The organism is Diaphorobacter sp. (assembly GCF_050251835.1).
In the GTDB taxonomy this organism is placed as follows: Bacteria; Pseudomonadota; Gammaproteobacteria; order Burkholderiales; family Burkholderiaceae_C; genus JBFXIE01.
Genome location: NZ_JBFWLZ010000003.1, coordinates 1 through 18,966, shown reverse-complemented (window position 1 = coordinate 18,966; position 18,966 = coordinate 1). Strand labels below are relative to the sequence as shown.

The window sequence follows — 18,966 nt, the reverse complement described above, 5'->3', positions numbered from 1 at the left end:
TCGTTTCTCTCAGTTCAGTCTGGTCAGTTGAGCTTGGATTGCGCCACATGCCTGAGCAGGTCGGCCACGGAGGCGTCCATCACATCCGTGAAGGGCTTGGGATAGATGCCCATGTACAGCACGGCAATAGCCAGCAGCGCCAGGACGAGGAACTCGCGCCCGTTGATGTCCACGAGGCCGCGCACGTTGTCATTGGTCACTGGCCCCAGGTACACGCGCTTGTACATCCACAAGGTGTAGCTTGCGCCCAGGATCAGGCTGGAGGCTGCGCCCAGGCCCACCCAGAAGTCAAACTTCACGGCGCCGATGATCACCATCCACTCCCCGACAAAGCCAGCCGTGGCGGGCAAGCCGCAGTTGGCCATCGAAAACAGCAAGGCAAAAGCTGCAAACTTGGGCATGGTGTTGACCACACCTCCGTAAGCCGCGATTTCGCGCGAGTGCACGCGGTCATACAAAACGCCGATGCACAGGAACATGGCGCCGGACACGAAACCGTGGGCAATCATCTGCACCAGTCCGCCGGAGACCCCGACGTCATTGAAGATGAAGAAACCCAGGGTGACCAGCCCCATGTGGGCAACGGACGAATAAGCCACCAGCTTCTTCATATCCTTTTGCACCATCGCCACCAAGCCCACGTAAATGACAGCCACCAGCGACAAGGCGATCATCAGCCAGGCCCACTCGTGAGATGCATCTGGCGCGATCGGCAAGGAAAAGCGCAGGAAACCATACGCGCCCAGCTTCAGCATGATGGCAGCCAGAACGGCGGAGCCGCCTGTCGGCGCCTCGACGTGCACATCAGGCAGCCAGGTGTGCACCGGCCACATGGGCACCTTCACGGCGAAAGCGGCAAAGAAGGCGAAGAACAGCAAGGTCTGCGCAGTGGCGGACAGGGGCAGTTTGTGCCATGCCGCAATATCGAAGCTGCCGCCCGACTGGTTGTACAGATAGATGAAGGCCACCAGCATCAGCAGGGAACCCAGCAGCGTGTACAGGAAAAACTTGAAGGCCGCGTAAATCTTGTTCGGCCCACCCCAGATACCGATGATCAGGTACATGGGGATGAGCGTGGCCTCGAAGAACACATAGAACAGCATCCCGTCGAGCGCGCTGAACACACCAATCATCAGGCCCGAGAGAATCAGGAACGCGCCCATGTACTGGTTGACGCGCTCGGTGATCGCCTCCCAGGAGGCGATCACCACAATCACCGTGATGAAAGCGGTGAGCGGGACAAACCAGAAGGCGATTCCATCAACCCCCAGGTGGTAGTGGACGTTGAAACGTTCGATCCACATGGTCTTCTCGACAAACTGCGCCACAGCGCTGCCGTTGTCAAAACCAGAGATCAGAGGAACGGTGACGGCAAGACCAAGCAAGGCACCCACCAGCGCCAGCCAGCGCACCGCCCGCGCATGCTCATCACGCCCCAGGGCCAGCAATACGGCACCGAATGCGATGGGCACCCAGATGGCAAGACTCAACAAACCCATTTTTCTTTTCCCTCTACTTGTTGAGCCAGACGAAGTACGTCATGAGTGCGAACACACCCAGGATCATGACCAGCGCATAGTGGTAGATGTAACCCGACTGGAACCAGCGCACCAGCCCAGCGATGCGACCCACAAGCTTCCAGGAGCCATTGACGATGACACCGTCGATGATGCCCTGGTCGCCGCCCTTCCAGAGGCCAACACCCAGCGCCCGTGCGCCGCGGGCGAGGACTGCCTCGTTGAACCAGTCCAGGTAGTACTTGTTTTCGAGCAAGGTATGCACTGGCTGGAAAGTGCGCTTGATAGCGGCAGGCAGCGCCGGGTTGACCATGTACATGTAGTAGGACAGAGCAACCCCGGCCAGACCCAGCCAGAAAGGCGCCGTCTGCAGACCGTGGATGGCCATCGCCAAGGGGCCGTGGAAAATTTCGTCCAACTTGGTCATCGCCGAATGCTTCGCCGCATCCACGAAGATCACACCTTCGAAGAAGTTGCCAAACAACATCGGCTGGATGGTCATGAATCCGATCACCACCGAGGGTATCGCCAGCAACACCAACGGCAAGGTCACCACCCACGGCGACTCCTTTGGATGGTCCTGGTCGTCATGGCCATGATGGTCGTGGTGGTGAGCATCCGGGTTCTGGTCATAGCGTTCCTTGCCGTGGAACACCAGGAAGTACATGCGGAACGAGTAGAAAGCCGTCACGAACACGCCCGCCAGCACGGCAAAGTGTGCAAAGCCTGCAGCAGGCAACGTGCTGGCATGCACCGCCTCGATGATGCTGTCCTTGGAATAAAAGCCCGAAAACAGCGGCGTGCCAATCAGGGCCAGCGAACCGAGCAAAGACGTGATCCAGGTGATGGGCATGTACTTGCGCACACCACCCATCCAGCGGATATCCTGGTTGTGGTGCATTCCCATGATGACCGAGCCAGCACCAAGGAACAGCAGCGCCTTGAAGAACGCGTGTGTCATCAGGTGGAACACAGCCACGGAATAAGCCGATGCACCCAAAGCCACCGTCATGTAGCCCAGCTGGGATAGTGTGGAGTACGCTACAACGCGCTTGATGTCGTTCTGGATGATGCCGAGAAAGCCCATGAACAGCGCAGTGATGGCGCCAATCACCAGGATGAAGTTCAGGGCCGCATCGGACAACTCAAACAGCGGCGACATGCGCGACACCATGAAGATACCGGCCGTCACCATCGTGGCGGCATGGATCAGGGCCGAGATCGGCGTGGGGCCTTCCATCGAGTCCGGCAACCAGACATGCAAAGGAAACTGGGCCGACTTGCCCATGGCGCCGATAAACAAGCAAATACAGATCACCGTGACCAGCATCCAGTCGGTACCCGGGAAGAGCATGGCTTCGATGTCAGGCGCCTTGCTGAAAATCTCGGCGTAATTGAAGGTGCCTGTGTAAGCAGCAATCAGCCCGATCCCCAGGATGAAGCCGAAGTCACCCACCCGGTTGACCAGGAAGGCCTTCATGTTCGCGAAGATGGCGGTTTCCTTCTTGAACCAGAAGCCGATCAGCAGGTACGACACCAGTCCCACCGCCTCCCAGCCGAAGAACAACTGCAGCAGGTTGTTGCTCATCACCAGCATGAGCATGGAGAAGGTGAACAGCGAGATGTACGAGAAGAAGCGGTTGTAGCCTTCATCTTCCTCCATGTAGCCAATGGTGTAGATGTGCACCATCAACGACACGAACGTCACCACGCACATCATCATGGCTGTCAGGCTGTCGATGAGAAAGCCCACCTCCATCCTCAGACCGCCCACCACCATCCAGGTATAGATGGTTTGGTCGAAGCGTGCCCCGTCCGATACAACACTCGTAAGCGTCATCGCCGAAAGCACGAAGGCGATCAACACGCCCAGGATGGTCAGGGAGTGCGAGAGACCGCGACCAATCCGGTTACCACCAAACGCCGTACCAAAGATACCGGCAAGCGCGGAGCCGACCAGAGGCGCCAGAGGCACCGCCAGCAGCATCGAAGCAGAAAGGGTTTGACTCATTCTTGAGAACCTTGCAAGTACTGGTGACCCGTCAACCCTTGAGGGTGTTGAGGTCTTCCGCGTCAATGCTGGACTTGTTACGGAACAGAAGCACCAGGATGGCCAGACCGATGGCAGACTCGGCCGCCGCCACCGTGAGGATGAAGAACACGAACACTTGACCGTGCATGTCGCCCAGGTAGTGCGAGAACGCCACGAAGTTGAAATTCACCGCCAGCAGCATCAGCTCTATAGCCATCAGCAAAACGATGAGATTCTTTCGGTTCAGAAAGATACCGATGACCGCCATGGCGAACAGCATGGCGCCCAGCGACAGGAAATGGCCCAACGTCAATGTCATTGCTTTTTCTCCTCAGCCGCGGGGGCGGATACAGCCTCGCTGGATGCCTGTTGGGTCACGGGCATTTTCATCATGACAACGCGATCCGCGGCACGCACCCGAATTTGTTCGGCTGGGTCGATCGCCTTGGAGTCTTTGCGCTGACGCAATGTCAAGGCGATGGCTGCGATCATGGCAACGAGAAGAATCACCGCCGCCACTTCAACCGGATACAGATATTCGGAGTAAAGCAGCTTGCCCAAGGCTTTGGTGTTGGAATAAGGCAGTACCTGACCCGCTGCATCAACCAGGCCGGCAATGGCCTTGGGCTCTTCCATGCCGCGGAAGCCTGTCATCAGCACCGCTGCCATTTCAAAGGTCACGATGGCACCGATAAGCGCCGCCAGGGGAAAGTGCCGCCAAAAACCCCTGCGCACCGCGTCAATGCGTATGTCCAGCATCATCACGACAAACAGGAACAGCACCATCACAGCACCCAGGTACACCAGGATCAGCGTGATGGCCAGAAACTCGGCCTTCAAAAGCAGCCAGATACCAGCTGCTTGCGAAAAGGCAAGAATCAGATGCAGCACGGCATGCACGGGATTGCGCGCCGTTATGACCCGGAAGGCGGCATAAAGCAGCACAGCCGAGAATAAATAGAAGAAACCGGTCTTGGCGTCCATGAATCGGGTCTTTTCAATAGTTCAGACGTTTTACTGGTACCCGATCAACGGTACTTGGCATCCGCTGCCTTGGCGGCAGCGATCTCGGGCTCGTAGCGGTCACCAACGGCCAGCAGCATGTCTTTGGTGAAATACAGATCACCGCGCTTCTCGCCGTGGTATTCGAAAATCTGCGTTTCGACGATGGAGTCCACCGGACAGCTTTCTTCGCAGAAACCGCAAAAAATGCATTTCGTCAAATCAATGTCGTAGCGTGTCGTCCGGCGGGAACCGTCTTCACGTACGTCGGATTCGATGGTGATCGCCAGCGCCGGGCACACGGCCTCGCACAACTTGCAGGCAATGCAACGTTCTTCGCCGTTCTCGTATCGGCGCAGAGCGTGCAGGCCGCGAAAACGTGGCGACAACGGAGTCTTCTCTTCAGGGAACTGCACCGTCACCTTGCGACTAAAGGCGTAGCGACCGGTCAGAGCCATGCCCTTGACAAGTTCCCAGAGCATGAAGCTCTTGATGAAATCCTTGATGGAGAAAGATGCAGAAGCAGCAACAGCAGCCATGGATGTCCCCGCTTATTTCCAGATGTTCCAGGGCGACAGCAACCAGCCGCCCACGATCACCAGCCACACCAGCGTGACCGGAATGAAGATCTTCCAACCCAGACGCATGATCTGGTCGTAACGGAAGCGCGGGAATGTGGCACGGATCCAGATGAACATGGACACCACCAGGAAGGTCTTGAGCCCCAGCCAAATCCACCCCGGGATGAAGCCCAGCGCGTCAACAGGTGGCAACCAGCCTCCCAGAAACATCACAACCGCCAGAATGGACACCAGCCACATGCTGGCGTACTCCGCCAGGAAGAAGATGGCAAAGCCCATGCCCGAGTACTCGACCATGTGGCCGGCCACGATTTCCGCCTCACCTTCCACCACGTCAAACGGGTGGCGGTTCACCTCCGCCACGCCTGAAATCAGATAAACCAGAAAAATGGGGAACAGCGGCAGCCAGTTCCAGGACAGGAAGTCCAAGCCCGCGTCCACCATGGTGCCTCGGCCCTGGCTCAACACGATCTCGGTCAGGTTCATGCTGCCCGACACCATGATGACGACCAAGAAGCAAAAGCCCATGGCGATCTCGTAGCTCACCATCTGCGCCGAGGCGCGCAAGGCGCCCAGAAAAGCGTACTTTGAGTTGGATGCCCAGCCGGCAATGATCACGCCATACACCTCGATGGAGGTGATCGCCATGACCAGCAGCAAGCCTGCATTGACGTTGGCCAGAGCCACATCCGGGCCGAAGGGAATCACCACCCAGGCAGCCAGCGCCGGCATGATCGCCATGACCGGGCCGAGATAGAACAAACCCTTCGCAGCCGCCGTAGGCTGAATCAGCTCTTTGGTCAGCAGCTTGAGCGCGTCAGCAATCGGCTGGAGCAAACCGAAAGGCCCCACGCGATTGGGGCCGAGCCGCACCTGCATGAAGCCCAGCAACTTGCGTTCCCATAGCGTCAGGTAGGCCACCGCGCCCATCAGCGGTGCAACGATGCAGACGATCTTGATGAGGTTCCAGAGAACGGGCCAGGCCACCCCCGTCCACCATGCTGCGGCGACCAGATTCAGGCCGCCGTTGTAGATTGCGTCGATCATGCAGCGACTCCTTCACATGCCGCACGCGCGTCGGCTGTCAGTTGCAGTGACGGCGCACGCCGCACCAGGCTGTCAAGCTGGTAGATCGAAGCCACAACGGGGTGGCCACATTCACCTGCAAACAACCCGGCATCGGCCGTAGTGGCGTTGCTCAGGCGGTCAGCAGGCAACAATCCGGATTCGACGGCAGACTTACCCACCGCCCTATCCAGCACATCCTGCGAGCTCTCGTATTCCATGCCCGATAGGCCCAGCATGTTGCCCAGTACGCGCAACACCTTCCACGCGGGACGCGCGTCACCCGCAGGCTTAACCACAGCATGGAAGCTCTGCAGGCGGCCTTCGGCGTTCACAAAACTGCCGGACGTTTCGGAGAACGGTGCAATGGGCAGTAACACATCGCTGAACTCGAGATTAGTCTTGAACGGGCTCAATGTGACAACCATTTCGGTCTTGGACAAAGCTTGTGCCGCAGCAGCCCCCAAAGCCGAATCGTGCTCAGGCTCTACATTAAGCAGCAACGCGGCCCGGAGCTGGCCACCCAGCATCTGGGCTGCATTCAGACCGTCTGTTTGCGGCTGCGCGCCCACAAACTGCGCACCCACCGTGTTGGCCGCTTCGGTCAGGTAACCGACGGTGGCGCCCGTCTGCGTGCCGATCCACTGCGCAAGTGCCAAGAGCCCTGAAGCACCAGCATGGTGAGCGGCGCCGTTACCCAGCAAGATGGCCTTGCGTTCACCCGCCAGCAAGGACGCAGCAATGGCGCGGGCGTCCGAACCGACATCGGGCATCTGCACCGGCGCAGCCACGCCTTTGTGCTCGGCCACTGCAGCGGCCACTTGCGCAAGCGCTGCCGACCAGGCTTTTGCCGGCGCCATCACCGTGTGAGCCACAGGCATGGCCCAGTCGTTGGCCTGCGAATTGATGGCGCTCACAACGCAGCCATGGCGGGCAGCCTGCCTGATTCGCTGTGCAAACAAGGGGTGATCCTTGCGCAGATTGGAGCCCACAATCAACGCTGACTGCAGCTTGCTCAAAGAGGCGATGGAGGTGCCAAGCCACCGAACACCCTCGGGTGTGCCAAATTCGGCGTGACGCAGACGGTGGTCGATGTTGTCGCTGCCCAGGCCGCGCACCAGCGCAGCGGCAAGGAATAGTTCTTCGACCGTGCTGTGGGGGCTGACCAGTGCGCCAATGCTGCGCACGCCGTGCTCAGCCTGGATGCCCCGCAGGCCATTGGCAACGTATTCAAGCGCGGTCTGCCAATCGGTTTCTTTCCACTGCCCGCCCTGTTTGAGCATGGGTCGGTTCAGCCGGTCAGGAGAATTCAGGGCTTCATAGGAGAAGCGATCACGGTCAGCCAGCCAGCACTCGTTGACGTCTTCATTTTCAAGCGGAACCACCCGCATCACTTTGTGGTTCTTGACCTGGACGATCAGATTGGCGCCGGTGGAGTCGTGCGGACTGACGGACTTGCGGCGCGACAGCTCCCAGGTTCGGGCGCTGTAACGGAAGGGCTTGCTGGTCAACGCGCCCACCGGGCACAGGTCGATCATGTTGCCCGACAACTCGGAGTCCACCGTATCGCCGATCACGGTGGTGATCTCGGAGTGCTCGCCACGGTTGACCATGCCAAGCTCCATCACGCCAGCGATTTCCTGGCCGAACCGCACGCAGCGTGTGCAGTGGATGCAGCGGCTCATCTCCTCCATGGAGATCAGCGGGCCTACGCTCTTGTGGGCCACGACGCGCTTTTCTTCGGCATAGCGAGACGAATCACCGCCATAGCCTACGGCCAGATCCTGTAGCTGGCACTCGCCGCCCTGGTCGCAAATCGGACAATCCAGCGGGTGGTTGATAAGCAGGAATTCCATCACCGACTTCTGGGCCTTGATGGCCTTGTCGCTCTTGGTGCGCACGATCATGCCTTGCGTGACCGGCGTTGCGCAGGCCGGCATGGGCTTGGGTGCCTTCTCCACATCCACCAAGCACATGCGGCAGTTGGCCGCAATAGACAGCTTTTTGTGGTAGCAGAAGTGAGGAATGTAGGTGCCCGCCTTCTCGGCTGCATGCATCACCATGCAGCCTTCGGCGACTTCCACCTTTTGTCCGTCGAGTTCAATTTCAACCATATTGTCTTCTCTCGATCAGGCAGCAGCCTTGTGGGAAGCGGCTTGGATCTTCGCTTCGAACTCGTGCCGGAAGTGCTTGATCATGGCGCGCACCGGCATGGCTGCAGCATCGCCTAACGCGCAAATAGTGCGTCCCATGATGTTCACAGACACGTCATCCAGCAAGGCAATGTCATTTGCACGGCCTTCGCCATGCTGAATACGGTTCACCACGCGCCACAGCCAGCCCGTGCCCTCACGGCAGGGGGTGCACTGCCCGCAGGATTCGTGCTGGTAGAAGTACGACAAACGCAGCAGGCTCTCGACCATGCAACGCGAGTCGTCCATCACAATGACCGCGCCGGAACCGAGCATGGAACCCGCTTTGGCGATGGAGTCATAGTCCATCGTGCAATCCATGATGATGGATGCAGGCAACACCGGAGAGGACGAACCGCCCGGAATCACTGCCTTGAGCTGACGGCCCTTGCGCACACCTCCCGCCAATTCCAGCAATTGGGCGAAAGGCGTTCCCATTGGCACTTCGTAATTGCCGGGCTTTTCCACATCGCCCGACACCGAGAAGATTTTGGTGCCGCCGTTGTTGGGTTTACCGCATTCGAGATAGGCCTGCCCACCATTGCGGATGATCCAGGGCACGGCCGCGAATGTCTCGGTGTTGTTGATCGTCGTCGGCTTTCCGTACAGGCCGAAGCTGGCCGGAAACGGAGGCTTGAAACGCGGCTGGCCTTTTTTGCCCTCCAGGGATTCCAGCAGCGCCGTCTCTTCGCCGCAAATGTAGGCGCCAAAGCCGTGGTGGGCGTGCAGTTGGAAGCTGAAGCTGCTGCCCAAAATGTTGTCGCCCAGATAGCCTGCAGCTCGCGCCTCTTCCAGCGCGGCTTCGAAGCGTTCGTACACCTGGAAAATCTCGCCGTGGATGTAGTTGTACCCCACCGAAATACCCATCGCATACGCCGCGATGATCATGCCCTCGATCACGATGTGCGGGTTGTGCATGAGGATGTCGCGATCCTTGCACGTACCCGGCTCGCCCTCGTCAGAGTTGCACACCAGGTACTTCTGGCCAGGGAACTGTCGCGGCATGAAGCTCCACTTCAATCCCGTCGGAAAACCTGCGCCACCGCGGCCGCGCAGGCCGGATTCCTTCACCGTCGCAATGACCTGATCCTGTGTCAGACCCTCTCCACCATCCTTGCCCAGCAGTTTGCGCAAAGCCTGGTAGCCGCCGCGGACTTCATAGTCCTTGATGCTCCAGTTGGTGCCGTTCAAGCCCGCGTAGATCTGCGGGTTGATGTGACGGTCGTGAAAGCAGGTCTGAACGCCCGTTGCCTGAAACTGTGACAGAACTTGCGCCGCAGTGCTCATTGCGCACCCCCTGCAGCACGCAGACCGTCCACCAGCTGATCCAGCTTGTCGTCTTCCATGAAACTGCACATATCGCGATCGTTGACCAGCATCACCGGCGCATCTGCACAGGCACCGAGACACTCGCACTGTTGCAGCGTGAAAAGACCATCGGGCGTGGTTTCACCCATCGAAATGCCCAGCTTTTTCTCAAGGTGATGCAGCGCGTCCTGTCCGCGGCGCAACTGGCAGGGCAAGTTGGTGCAGACGGCGAGCTTGTACTTGCCCACTGGCTGCTGGTTGTACATGTTGTAGAAGGTTGTCACCTCGTGCACTGCGATCTGGGGCATGCCGAGATACTCGGCAATCACGGCCTCGCTCTCCGCGCTGACCCAGCCCTGCTCTTGCTGCACGATGGACAGGCAGGCCATCACCGCGGATTGCTTCTGGTCGTCGGGGTACTTGGCCACTTCGCGGGCAAACCGCTGCTTGGTCGCTTCGGTAATCATCGGTCAATCTCTCCGAACACGATATCCATGGTGCCAATGATGGCCACTGCGTCTGCCAGCATGTGGCCGCGCGCCATTTCGTCGAGGGTGGCAAGGTGCACAAATCCGGGCGCACGGATCTTCAGGCGATACGGCTTGTTGGCACCGTCGCTCACCATGTAGATACCGAATTCCCCCTTGGGATGCTCCACCGCGGCATAGGCCTCTCCCGCGGGCACATGGAAGCCCTCGGTGAAGAGCTTGAAATGGTGAATCAGCTCTTCCATGTTGGACTTCATGGACTCACGCGACGGGGGCGCAATCTTGTGGTTGTCGGTAATCACCGGTCCAGGGTTAGCCTTGAGCCAGTCCACGCATTGCTTGATGATGCGATTGGACTCCCGCATCTCCTTGACGCGCACCAGGTAGCGGTCGTAGCTGTCACCCGTCACACCGACCGGAACATCGAACTCAACCCGGTCATAGGCGTCGTAGGGCTGCGTCTTGCGTAAATCCCAGGCGATACCCGAACCGCGCAGCATCGGGCCGGTCATGCCAAGGTTCAGGGCGCGCTCGGGCGAGACCACACCAATACCCACGGTACGTTGCTTCCAGATGCGGTTGTCGGTCAGCAGGGTTTCGTACTCATCCACGCATTTGGGGAAACGCTGCGTGAAGTCGTCGATGAAGTCCAGCAGCGAACCCTGGCGATTGCGGTTCAACTCCTCAATGGCCTTGGCGTTCTTGATCTTGCTGACCTTGTACTGCGCCATGCTGTCGGGCAGATCGCGGTACACCCCACCCGGACGGAAGTAGGCCGCATGCATGCGCGCGCCGGAAACGGCTTCGTACATGTCAAACAGGTCTTCGCGTTCGCGGAAGGTGTAGATCAGGATGGTCGAGCTGCCGCAGTCGTTGCCGTGCGATCCCAGCCACATCAGGTGGTTGAGCAAGCGAGTAATTTCGCCAAACATCGTGCGGATGTATTTGGCACGCAGCGGTACTTCGATTCCCAGCAGCTTTTCGATGGCCAGGCAATAGGCCTGCTCGTTGCACATCATGGACACGTAATCGAGCCGATCCATGTAAGGCAGCGCCTGCACGTAAGTCTTGTGCTCGGCCAGCTTTTCAGTGGCGCGGTGCAGCAGGCCAATGTGCGGGTCGGCGCGCTGCACGACCTCGCCATCGAGCTCGAGCACCAACCGCAACACACCGTGCGCCGCAGGGTGCTGCGGCCCGAAGTTCAGGGAGTAGTTCTTGATTTCAGCCATGGTAGGTCACCAAGCGGCAAGCCGCCTCAGTGCAGGCCTCCGTACTTGTCTTCGCGAATGATGCGCGGCGTGACTTCACGCGGCTCGATGGTCACCGGTTCGTAGATCACGCGGCGCTGATCAGCGTCGTAGCGCATCTCCACGTACCCAGACAGCGGGAAGTCCTTGCGGAAAGGATGACCAATGAAGCCGTAGTCGGTCAGGATGCGGCGCAGGTCGTTGTGGCCTTCAAACACGATACCGAACAGATCGAAGGCCTCGCGCTCAAACCAGTTGGCGGAATTCCAGATCTCGGACACCGACGCCACGACCGGGAAGTCATCGTCCACACAAAAAACTTTGACGCGCAAGCGCTGGTTCAAAGACACCGAAAGGAGATGGGACACCACGCAATAGCGCGCCCCCTCAGAATCTGCCGAACCATAAGCGGAATAGTCCACACCGCACAAATCGATGAGCTGCTCAAAGCAGCATTTCGGCGCAGAGCGTAAAACCCGCATGGCTTCGAGGTACTGATCCGCAGACACCACCACGGTAACCTCACCCAGCGCCACAGTGATTTCGCGCGCTTTGTTGCCCAAGGCAGCCGCCACAGCGTCTCGCAACGCCTCAGGATGAATCGCAATAGCTGTCATCTTCACCCCTTCAGACACGCGCAATGGTGTTGGTACGACGGATTTTTTGCTGCAGCTGGATGATCCCGTAGATCAGCGCTTCTGCCGTGGGGGGGCAGCCAGGCACATAGACATCGACCGGAACAATGCGGTCGCAACCACGCACAACGGAGTAGCTGTAGTGGTAATACCCGCCCCCGTTGGCGCAAGACCCCATGGACAACACCCAGCGGGGCTCAGCCATCTGGTCGTACACCTTGCGCAGCGCGGGCGCCATCTTGTTGCAAAGCGTGCCCGCCACGATCATGAGATCAGACTGACGCGGGCTGGCACGAAACACCTCGGCACCAAAACGCCCCAGGTCATAACGCGCGGCCGCCGCATGCATCATCTCCACAGCGCAACAGGCCAAACCAAAGGTCATAGGCCAGAGGGATCCAGTCTTGGCCCAGTTCACCACAGAGTCGTAGCTCGTGGTGACGAAGCCTTCCTTCATCACACCTTCAATCATCGCGTCATTCCTTTGTGCGGCGGCTCATTCCCAGTTCAGGGCGCCTTTTTTCCATTCGTAGGCAAAACCAACCACGAGGATGGCCAGAAAAACCAACACCGCCACGAAGCCAGCAGCGCCAACCTCATGCAGGGACACCGCCCACGGCAACAGGAAGGCGATTTCCAGATCAAACAAAATGAACAAAATGGCAACGAGGTAGTAACGCACATCAAACTTCATGCGCGCGTCTTCGAATGCCTCGAAACCACACTCGTAGGGGGAATTCTTCGCTGCATCAGGGCGGTTGGGCCCAAGGACATAACCCAGAACCAGAGGAACGATGCCGACAGCGATGCCGACCAAGATGAACAGCAGAACTGGGAGGTATTGATCGAGGCTCATCGGACGGATGCTCTCATCGCTGAAAAAACGCCCACCTGACTTCGCATGACAAGCCAGAGAGGCGGATTTTTTTGATTGGTGCCGTCGGCGAGACTCGAACTCGCACAGCTTTCGCCACTACCCCCTCAAGATAGCGTGTCTACCAATTTCACCACGACGGCTGCTTGTGCACCTGGATCGCATGAGGCCCTGAAACAGGTTTTTAGCTTTCCAGGCAGTCCAGCATTCTACCCGGGAAAAACCCTGTTACCAGGCAAAGAGGCGTTTTTTTGCGTCCGCCCCGCCCCATCTAGCGACGCTTATTTGGTGGGGATTTGGGCTGCTCCGGAAGCGGGCAATGCAGCCGGCTCAGGCGCCGAATCCGGCGCCTGAGCGGGCACGCCGGACGCCGCGTTGGCGGGCACCACGGCGGCAGGGGTTTCAAGCACGCTGCCGGTGCTGACGGGGCGCTGGTTGCCAAAATAAGCCAGCGCCAGTGTGGTGACAAAGAACACCGTTGCCAAGACAGCCGTGGTGCGCGACAAGAAGTTGGCACTGCCACTGGCGCCAAACAAACTACCCGAGCTGCCGCTGCCAAAAGCCGCGCCCATGTCGGCTCCCTTGCCGTGCTGGATCAGGATCAGCCCGATCATGGCCAGCGCGGTCAGCATCTGCACCGCCAAAATCACATTCACGATCGTACCCATGATAATTGCTCCTTATTTCGTAGCTGCCGACGCTTGATTGGCGGACGCTGCAGCAATAATTTGACTGAAATCTGCGGCCTTCAGCGAGGCGCCGCCCACCAAGCCGCCATCGATATCCTGTTGGGTCAGCAACTGCGCCGCATTGGCGGCGTTCATGCTGCCGCCGTACAGCAGCGGCACGCGATCCGCGTGCTCGGTGGCCGCCGCCAGTTGGGCTCGCAGCACGGCGTGCACCTCTTGGGCCTGCTCGGGCGTCGCAGTGCGGCCCGTGCCTATGGCCCACACCGGCTCGTAGGCGACCACGATCTCGCTGATGCAGTGACCGTTGGCGTGAATCACGGCAGCCAGCTGGCGCTTGACCACGGCCTGCGTCTGCCCCGCTTCGCGTTCGGCCAGTGTCTCGCCCACGCACACGATGGGCGTGATGCCCGCGGCCAGCGCGCGTTGCGCCTTGGCAGCCACCCCGGCATCGGTTTCGCCGTGGTATTGCCTGCGCTCGGAATGTCCGACGAGCACATAGCGGGTGCCAAAGTCGCGCAGCATGCCTGCGGAAACTTCGCCAGTGAACGCACCTGCCTCGTGCTGGGACACATCCTGCGCGGCCAGCGCTATCGCGCCACCCGCAACAAGCGACTGAACCTGCGCCAGATAAGGTGCAGGCACCGCCACCGCCACGGCGCAGTCAGGCTGGCCCATGCCATCGCACAGCGCCTGCAGCAACTGCGCGTTGAACTGCAGGCTGCCGTTCATCTTCCAGTTGCCAACAATGAGTTTCTTTTTCTGTGTCATGTTGTCCAAGTCAAAACAATCTTGCCCACATGCTGGTTGGACTCCATCAGCGCATGCGCACTGGCCGCATCGGCCGCGGCAAACGTACTGTGGATGACCGGCTTGACAGCCCCCGACGCCAGCAGCGGCCACACATGTTCGCGCAGCGACCTGGCGATGGCCCCCTTGAAAGCCACGGGGCGCGGGCGCAGCGTGGAGCCGGTGATGGTCAGCCGCCAGCGCAGCACCAGCGCAGCATTGAATTCGGCCTGCACTCCGCCCTGCACGGCAATGATGACGATGCGACCATCCTCAGCCAGGCATTGCACCTCTCGCGCCACATAGGGGCCCGCCACCATGTCGAGCACCACATCCACGCCACGCCCCTGGGTGATGCGCTGCGCCTCCGCAACAAAGTCTTGCGTTTTGTAGTTGATGGCATGGTGCGCGCCCAGGGCCAGGCAAGCAGCGCATTTTTCGTCGCTACCCGCGGTGACGACAACCGTCGCGCCGCGCGCACGCGCCAGTTGGATTGCAGTAACGCCGATCCCGCTGCTGCCGCCCTGTACCAGCAAAACCTCGCCCGGCTGCAGGTGAGCCCGGTCGAACACATTGCTCCAGACGGTGAAGAATGTCTCGGGCAGCGAGGCGGCCTCCACGTCAGTCAAGCCCTCAGGCACGGGCAGGCACTGCGCCACGGGCGCCACACACCACTGCGCATATCCGCCACCAGCCACCAGCGCACAGACACGGTCGCCTACACGGATGCCCGCCTGCTCCATGGCTGCCGTGTCTCCGGCCTCCACCACACCCGCCACCTCCAGGCCGGGCAGATCGGACACGCCGGCGGGGGGCGCATAGTTGCCCTTGCGCTGCAGCACATCGGGGCGGTTCACGCCGCTTGCCGATACACGGATCAGCAGTTCACCCACGCTAGGCTGTGGCAGCGGACGCTCAACCAGACGCAGCCCTTCCGGCGGGCCAAACGCCGTAATCGCCACAGCTTGCATCACATTGTTCATTGCAGAATTTTTAAGCTTTTCAGACGTTCAACGCCCGTCGATCAGGCGCTGAAGACTTTCATTTCAAAGGCAATCTGGGTTCGCCAGCACGCGCCACGCTGTGCTGGCGTACCGGTTATTGCTGCTCGGGCGCACCGCCGTCGCGGCGCTCGCGGCGCTCGCCACGGGGTTCGCGCGGCTCACGCTCGGGCAGCAAGCCCGCAGGACGCTCGGCAAGTGCCTTCATGGACAGCTTGATGCGGCCCTTGTCATCGGTCTCGAGCACCTTGACCTTGACTACCTGCCCCTCGGACAGGTAGTCACCAACCTTCTCCACGCGCTCATGGGCGATCTGGCTGATGTGCAACAGACCATCCTTGCCAGGCAACAGGTTGATCAGCGCGCCAAAGTCGAGCACCTTGGTAACAGGGCCTTCGTACACCTTGCCGATTTCCACTTCGGCGGTGATTTCTTCGATGCGGCGCTTGGCTTCGTCAGCCTTGGCTGACTCGGTCGCGGCAATGGTGATGGTGCCGTCTTCCTCGATATTGATCTGGCACCCTGTCTCGTCGGTCAGCGCACGGATTGTGGCGCCTCCCTTGCCGATCACGTCGCGGATCTTCTCGGGGTTGATCTTCATCGTATAGAGCTTGGGCGCGAAGGACGAAATTTCGGCCTTGGCCTCGCCCATCGCTTCCTGCATCTTGCCAAGGATGTGCATACGGGCCTCTTTGGCCTGGGCCAGAGCGACCTGCATGATTTCCTTGGTAATGCCCTGGATCTTGATGTCCATCTGCAGCGCGGTGATGCCGGCGGTAGTGCCAGCCACCTTGAAGTCCATGTCGCCCAGGTGATCCTCATCGCCCAGGATGTCGGTCAGCACGGCGAAGCGGTTGTCCTCCTTGATCAGGCCCATGGCAATACCGGCCACGTGCGCCTTCATGGGCACGCCTGCATCCATCATCGACAAGCAGCCGCCGCAGACGGAGGCCATGGACGAGGAACCGTTGGACTCGGTGATCTCGGACACCACGCGGATGGTGTAGGGAAACTCCTCCTTGCTCGGCAGGCAGGCCACCAGGGCGCGCTTGGCCAGGCGGCCGTGGCCCACTTCGCGGCGCTTGGTCGAACCCATGCGACCCACTTCGCCAGTGGCAAAGGGAGGCATGTTGTAGTGGAACAAGAAACGGTCTTCAAACTCGCCCGCCAGCGCGTCGATGCGCTGTGCGTCGCGCTCGGTGCCCAGGGTGGAGATCACCAAGGCCTGGGTTTCGCCACGCGTGAACAGAGCCGATCCGTGAGTGCGCGGCAGCACGCTGCTGCGGATCTCGATCGGGCGCACGGTGCGGGTATCGCGACCGTCGATGCGCGGCTCGCCGGCAAGGATCTGGCCGCGCACGATGCGAGCCTCGATGTCAAACAGCATGTTGTCCACCTTGACGGCGTCGAATGCCACGCCCTGCTCCGTCAGGCCTGCCTTCACTGCAGCGTAGGCTTCGCGACAGGCTTGCGTGCGCAGCTGCTTGTTACGGTTTTGGTAGGCCGCGCGCAGCGAGCCTTCGGCCAGAGCTGTCACTTTGGCAATCAGTACCTCGTCCTTGGGCTCGGGATGCCAATCCCACACGGGCTTGCCAGCATCGCGCACCAGCTCATGAATGGCGTTGATAGCAATCTTGCCTTGCTCGTGGCCGAACACCACGGCGCCCAGCATCACTTCTTCGGGTAGTTGTAGCGCTTCGGACTCGACCATCAGCACGGCCGCCTCGGTGCCAGCGACAACCAGATCCATCTGGCTGTTCTTGCGTTCCGTCTGGCCGGGGTTCAGCACATATTCGCCGTTGATGTAACCCACGCGCGCAGCGCCAATAGGACCATTGAACGGAATGCCCGACACCGACAGCGCAGCGCTGGTGGCGATCATGGCGGCAATGTCGGCATCCACCTCTGGGTTCAACGAGATGGTGTGGATGACCACATGCACCTCGTTGTAAAAGCCCTCAGGAAACAGCGGGCGGATCGGGCGGTCGATCAGGCGGCTGGTCAGCGTCTCCAGTTCGCTGGGCTTGGCTTCACGCTTGAAAAAGCTACCGGGAATCTTGCCTGCGGCGTAGGTCTTCTCGATGTAATCCACCGTCAGCGGAAAGAAGTCCTGGCCAGGCTTTGCCGACTTGGACGCCACCACGGTGGCGAGCACCACGGTGTCGTCAATGTTGACCAAGACCGCGCCGCTGGCTTGGCGGGCGATTTCGCCGGTTTCCATGGTGACCTGGTGCTGGCCCCACTGGAAGGTTTTGGTGACTTTATTGAACATCGTCATAGAGTTTGCTCCTAAAAAATGAGCTGCTAGCGCTCTAGCAGCAGGGGTTTGGAGTCCAAACAGATCGCGATGCCATTCCAAACGAACGCTAGTTAGCGACAGTCTCTACAGCAATTACTGACGCTCGCATGGAATGACACAGCTTCGCTCTGCCCGGGTAGTGCTCCGTGAAAGTAAAAAACGCCTGAGCTAGCGTACTAACTCAGGCGTTGCGTGCATGCGCTCGGCTTACTTGCGCAGGCCCAGCTTGGCGATCAACGCGGTGTAGCGATCTGCGTCTTTGGCTTTCAGGTAGTCCAGCAGCTTGCGGCGGCGGCTCACCATGCGCAGCAGGCCGCGGCGACCGTGGTGGTCTTTCGCATGTTGCTTGAAATGAGGCGTCAGTTCATTGATGCGGGCTGTCAGAAGAGCCACTTGAACTTCCGGGCTGCCAGTGTCGTTGGCGGAACGTGCGTTGGCCTTGACGACTTCGGCTTTGATGGTGGATGCGATCATGTTTTTCCTTGATTGAAGAACCTGCAAGAACCTCCGCATCGCTGCAGATGGCCTCAGATCCTGGTTTTACTTGCGCCGGAGGCTGGAACGGCCGCTGGCGTGCGTCTTGCACCATGCAAAACCCAACGATTATATCGCCCGCCGTTTTTTTGAACCAGGCAAAGGGTCACAAGATGCGATGCGGCTAGCATAGTCGGCGAACAAGGAGCGCATCACAATTGTTGCCACACGCCAGCACAGAGGGAGGTTTGTCGTGCAGATGTCGAGAGTCCGCGGGCTCGTAGCAGCCAGCACCGTTGTCCTGAGTGCATTCACTTTTCAACTTCTCATTGCGGGCATCAGTCACGCAGCCTCCGCCCGACAGGCCCAGAACGCGGGTGGCCCGACTGTCAACACAGGCAAGAAGTCCAAGTCGGCCAAAGTCAAACCGCAACAGAACAACTCTGCCGAAAGCACCTCAGAGCGCGACCGGCGCCTGTATCGGGAATGCCGGGGCATGCCAAATGCAGGCGCGTGCCTGGGGTACACGCGTCGCTGAACTCGGGCACCCAACTGGGGCGAAGTTTTTTTGAGGAGCAAAACTCAGCATATAATTGCGCTCGAGTTGTTGCCGAGCTGATCGAAAAGAGAAAAGTAAGGCGCACAATTTTTTGAAAAATTCGCGTTTATCGTGCTATAATTCAAAGCTTAGCGGCTGTAGCTCAGCTGGATAGAGTACTTGGCTACGAACCAAGGGGTCGTGGGTTCGATTCCTGCCAGCCGCACCAAACGGTAAG

General features: G+C 59.6%; 18 protein-coding genes and 2 tRNA genes. 1 reads left to right on the top strand and 19 read right to left on the bottom strand.

Going from position 1 to position 18,966, the window contains the following annotated elements:
• Positions 1 to 23: 23 nt before the first annotated feature.
• The 19 genes from AB7E35_RS01780 to rpsO all read right to left on the bottom strand — a co-directional run bounded on the left by AB7E35_RS01780 (position 24) and on the right by rpsO (position 18,190).
• Positions 24 to 1,499, bottom strand: coding sequence for an NADH-quinone oxidoreductase subunit M (locus AB7E35_RS01780; RefSeq protein ID WP_428162883.1), 1,476 nt, complete (start codon positions 1,497 to 1,499; stop codon positions 24 to 26).
• 13 nt (positions 1,500 to 1,512) lie between these two features.
• A complete protein-coding gene (nuoL, locus tag AB7E35_RS01775) occupies positions 1,513 to 3,528 on the bottom strand; it encodes an NADH-quinone oxidoreductase subunit L (protein ID WP_428166960.1) in 2,016 nt (671 codons plus the stop codon).
• Positions 3,529 to 3,559: 31 nt separating this feature from the next.
• Positions 3,560 to 3,868, bottom strand: a complete 309-nt coding sequence (nuoK, locus tag AB7E35_RS01770) for an NADH-quinone oxidoreductase subunit NuoK (RefSeq protein WP_011804408.1) — start codon at positions 3,866 to 3,868, stop codon at positions 3,560 to 3,562.
• Complete coding sequence (locus AB7E35_RS01765; RefSeq protein ID WP_428162881.1) at positions 3,865 to 4,533, bottom strand: NADH-quinone oxidoreductase subunit J; 669 nt, start codon at positions 4,531 to 4,533, stop codon at positions 3,865 to 3,867. The genes nuoK and AB7E35_RS01765 overlap by 4 nt, the downstream gene beginning before the upstream one ends.
• A gap of 44 nt (positions 4,534 to 4,577) precedes the next feature.
• Entirely contained in the window at positions 4,578 to 5,090 is a 513-nt protein-coding gene (gene nuoI, locus AB7E35_RS01760; protein WP_428162880.1) for an NADH-quinone oxidoreductase subunit NuoI, read from the bottom strand.
• A 12-nt stretch (positions 5,091 to 5,102) separates the two neighbouring features.
• Positions 5,103 to 6,179, bottom strand: a complete 1,077-nt coding sequence (nuoH, locus tag AB7E35_RS01755; protein ID WP_428162879.1) for an NADH-quinone oxidoreductase subunit NuoH — start codon at positions 6,177 to 6,179, stop codon at positions 5,103 to 5,105.
• Positions 6,176 to 8,311 carry an NADH-quinone oxidoreductase subunit NuoG gene (nuoG, locus tag AB7E35_RS01750; protein WP_428166959.1) on the bottom strand — a complete coding sequence of 712 codons (2,136 nt, stop codon included), beginning with the start codon at positions 8,309 to 8,311 and terminating at the stop codon, positions 6,176 to 6,178. The genes nuoH and nuoG overlap by 4 nt, the downstream gene beginning before the upstream one ends.
• A gap of 15 nt (positions 8,312 to 8,326) precedes the next feature.
• Positions 8,327 to 9,676: an NADH-quinone oxidoreductase subunit NuoF gene (nuoF, locus tag AB7E35_RS01745; RefSeq protein ID WP_428166958.1), complete on the bottom strand. Its 1,350-nt coding sequence runs from the start codon at positions 9,674 to 9,676 to the stop codon at positions 8,327 to 8,329.
• Entirely contained in the window at positions 9,673 to 10,164 is a 492-nt protein-coding gene (gene nuoE, locus AB7E35_RS01740) for an NADH-quinone oxidoreductase subunit NuoE (protein ID WP_428166957.1), read from the bottom strand. Before nuoE ends, nuoF begins: the two co-directional genes overlap by 4 nt.
• Positions 10,161 to 11,414 carry an NADH-quinone oxidoreductase subunit D gene (locus AB7E35_RS01735; protein WP_428162875.1) on the bottom strand — a complete coding sequence of 418 codons (1,254 nt, stop codon included), beginning with the start codon at positions 11,412 to 11,414 and terminating at the stop codon, positions 10,161 to 10,163. Before AB7E35_RS01735 ends, nuoE begins: the two co-directional genes overlap by 4 nt.
• Before the next feature lie 26 nt (positions 11,415 to 11,440).
• Positions 11,441 to 12,049: an NADH-quinone oxidoreductase subunit C gene (locus AB7E35_RS01730; protein WP_428162874.1), complete on the bottom strand. Its 609-nt coding sequence runs from the start codon at positions 12,047 to 12,049 to the stop codon at positions 11,441 to 11,443.
• Between the two features lie 10 nt (positions 12,050 to 12,059).
• A complete protein-coding gene (locus AB7E35_RS01725) occupies positions 12,060 to 12,539 on the bottom strand; it encodes a NuoB/complex I 20 kDa subunit family protein (RefSeq protein WP_428162873.1) in 480 nt (159 codons plus the stop codon).
• Between the two features lie 24 nt (positions 12,540 to 12,563).
• Positions 12,564 to 12,923 carry an NADH-quinone oxidoreductase subunit A gene (locus AB7E35_RS01720; RefSeq protein ID WP_428166956.1) on the bottom strand — a complete coding sequence of 120 codons (360 nt, stop codon included), beginning with the start codon at positions 12,921 to 12,923 and terminating at the stop codon, positions 12,564 to 12,566.
• 76 nt (positions 12,924 to 12,999) lie between these two features.
• Positions 13,000 to 13,084: transfer RNA gene (locus tag AB7E35_RS01715), tRNA-Leu, on the bottom strand.
• Positions 13,085 to 13,222: 138 nt separating this feature from the next.
• Positions 13,223 to 13,609 carry a preprotein translocase subunit SecG gene (secG, locus tag AB7E35_RS01710; protein ID WP_428166955.1) on the bottom strand — a complete coding sequence of 129 codons (387 nt, stop codon included), beginning with the start codon at positions 13,607 to 13,609 and terminating at the stop codon, positions 13,223 to 13,225.
• Positions 13,610 to 13,621: 12 nt separating this feature from the next.
• Complete coding sequence (tpiA, locus tag AB7E35_RS01705; RefSeq protein WP_428166954.1) at positions 13,622 to 14,398, bottom strand: triose-phosphate isomerase; 777 nt, start codon at positions 14,396 to 14,398, stop codon at positions 13,622 to 13,624.
• Positions 14,395 to 15,399: an NAD(P)H-quinone oxidoreductase gene (locus AB7E35_RS01700; protein WP_428166953.1), complete on the bottom strand. Its 1,005-nt coding sequence runs from the start codon at positions 15,397 to 15,399 to the stop codon at positions 14,395 to 14,397. Before AB7E35_RS01700 ends, tpiA begins: the two co-directional genes overlap by 4 nt.
• A 115-nt stretch (positions 15,400 to 15,514) precedes the next feature.
• Positions 15,515 to 17,695, bottom strand: a complete 2,181-nt coding sequence (gene pnp, locus AB7E35_RS01695; RefSeq protein WP_428162868.1) for a polyribonucleotide nucleotidyltransferase — start codon at positions 17,693 to 17,695, stop codon at positions 15,515 to 15,517.
• A gap of 228 nt (positions 17,696 to 17,923) precedes the next feature.
• Positions 17,924 to 18,190, bottom strand: a complete 267-nt coding sequence (gene rpsO / locus AB7E35_RS01690) for a 30S ribosomal protein S15 (RefSeq protein ID WP_428162867.1) — start codon at positions 18,188 to 18,190, stop codon at positions 17,924 to 17,926.
• A gap of 690 nt (positions 18,191 to 18,880) precedes the next feature.
• Here rpsO and AB7E35_RS01685 point away from each other — a divergent pair.
• Positions 18,881 to 18,957: transfer RNA gene (locus AB7E35_RS01685), tRNA-Arg, on the top strand.
• Positions 18,958 to 18,966 lie beyond the last annotated feature (9 nt).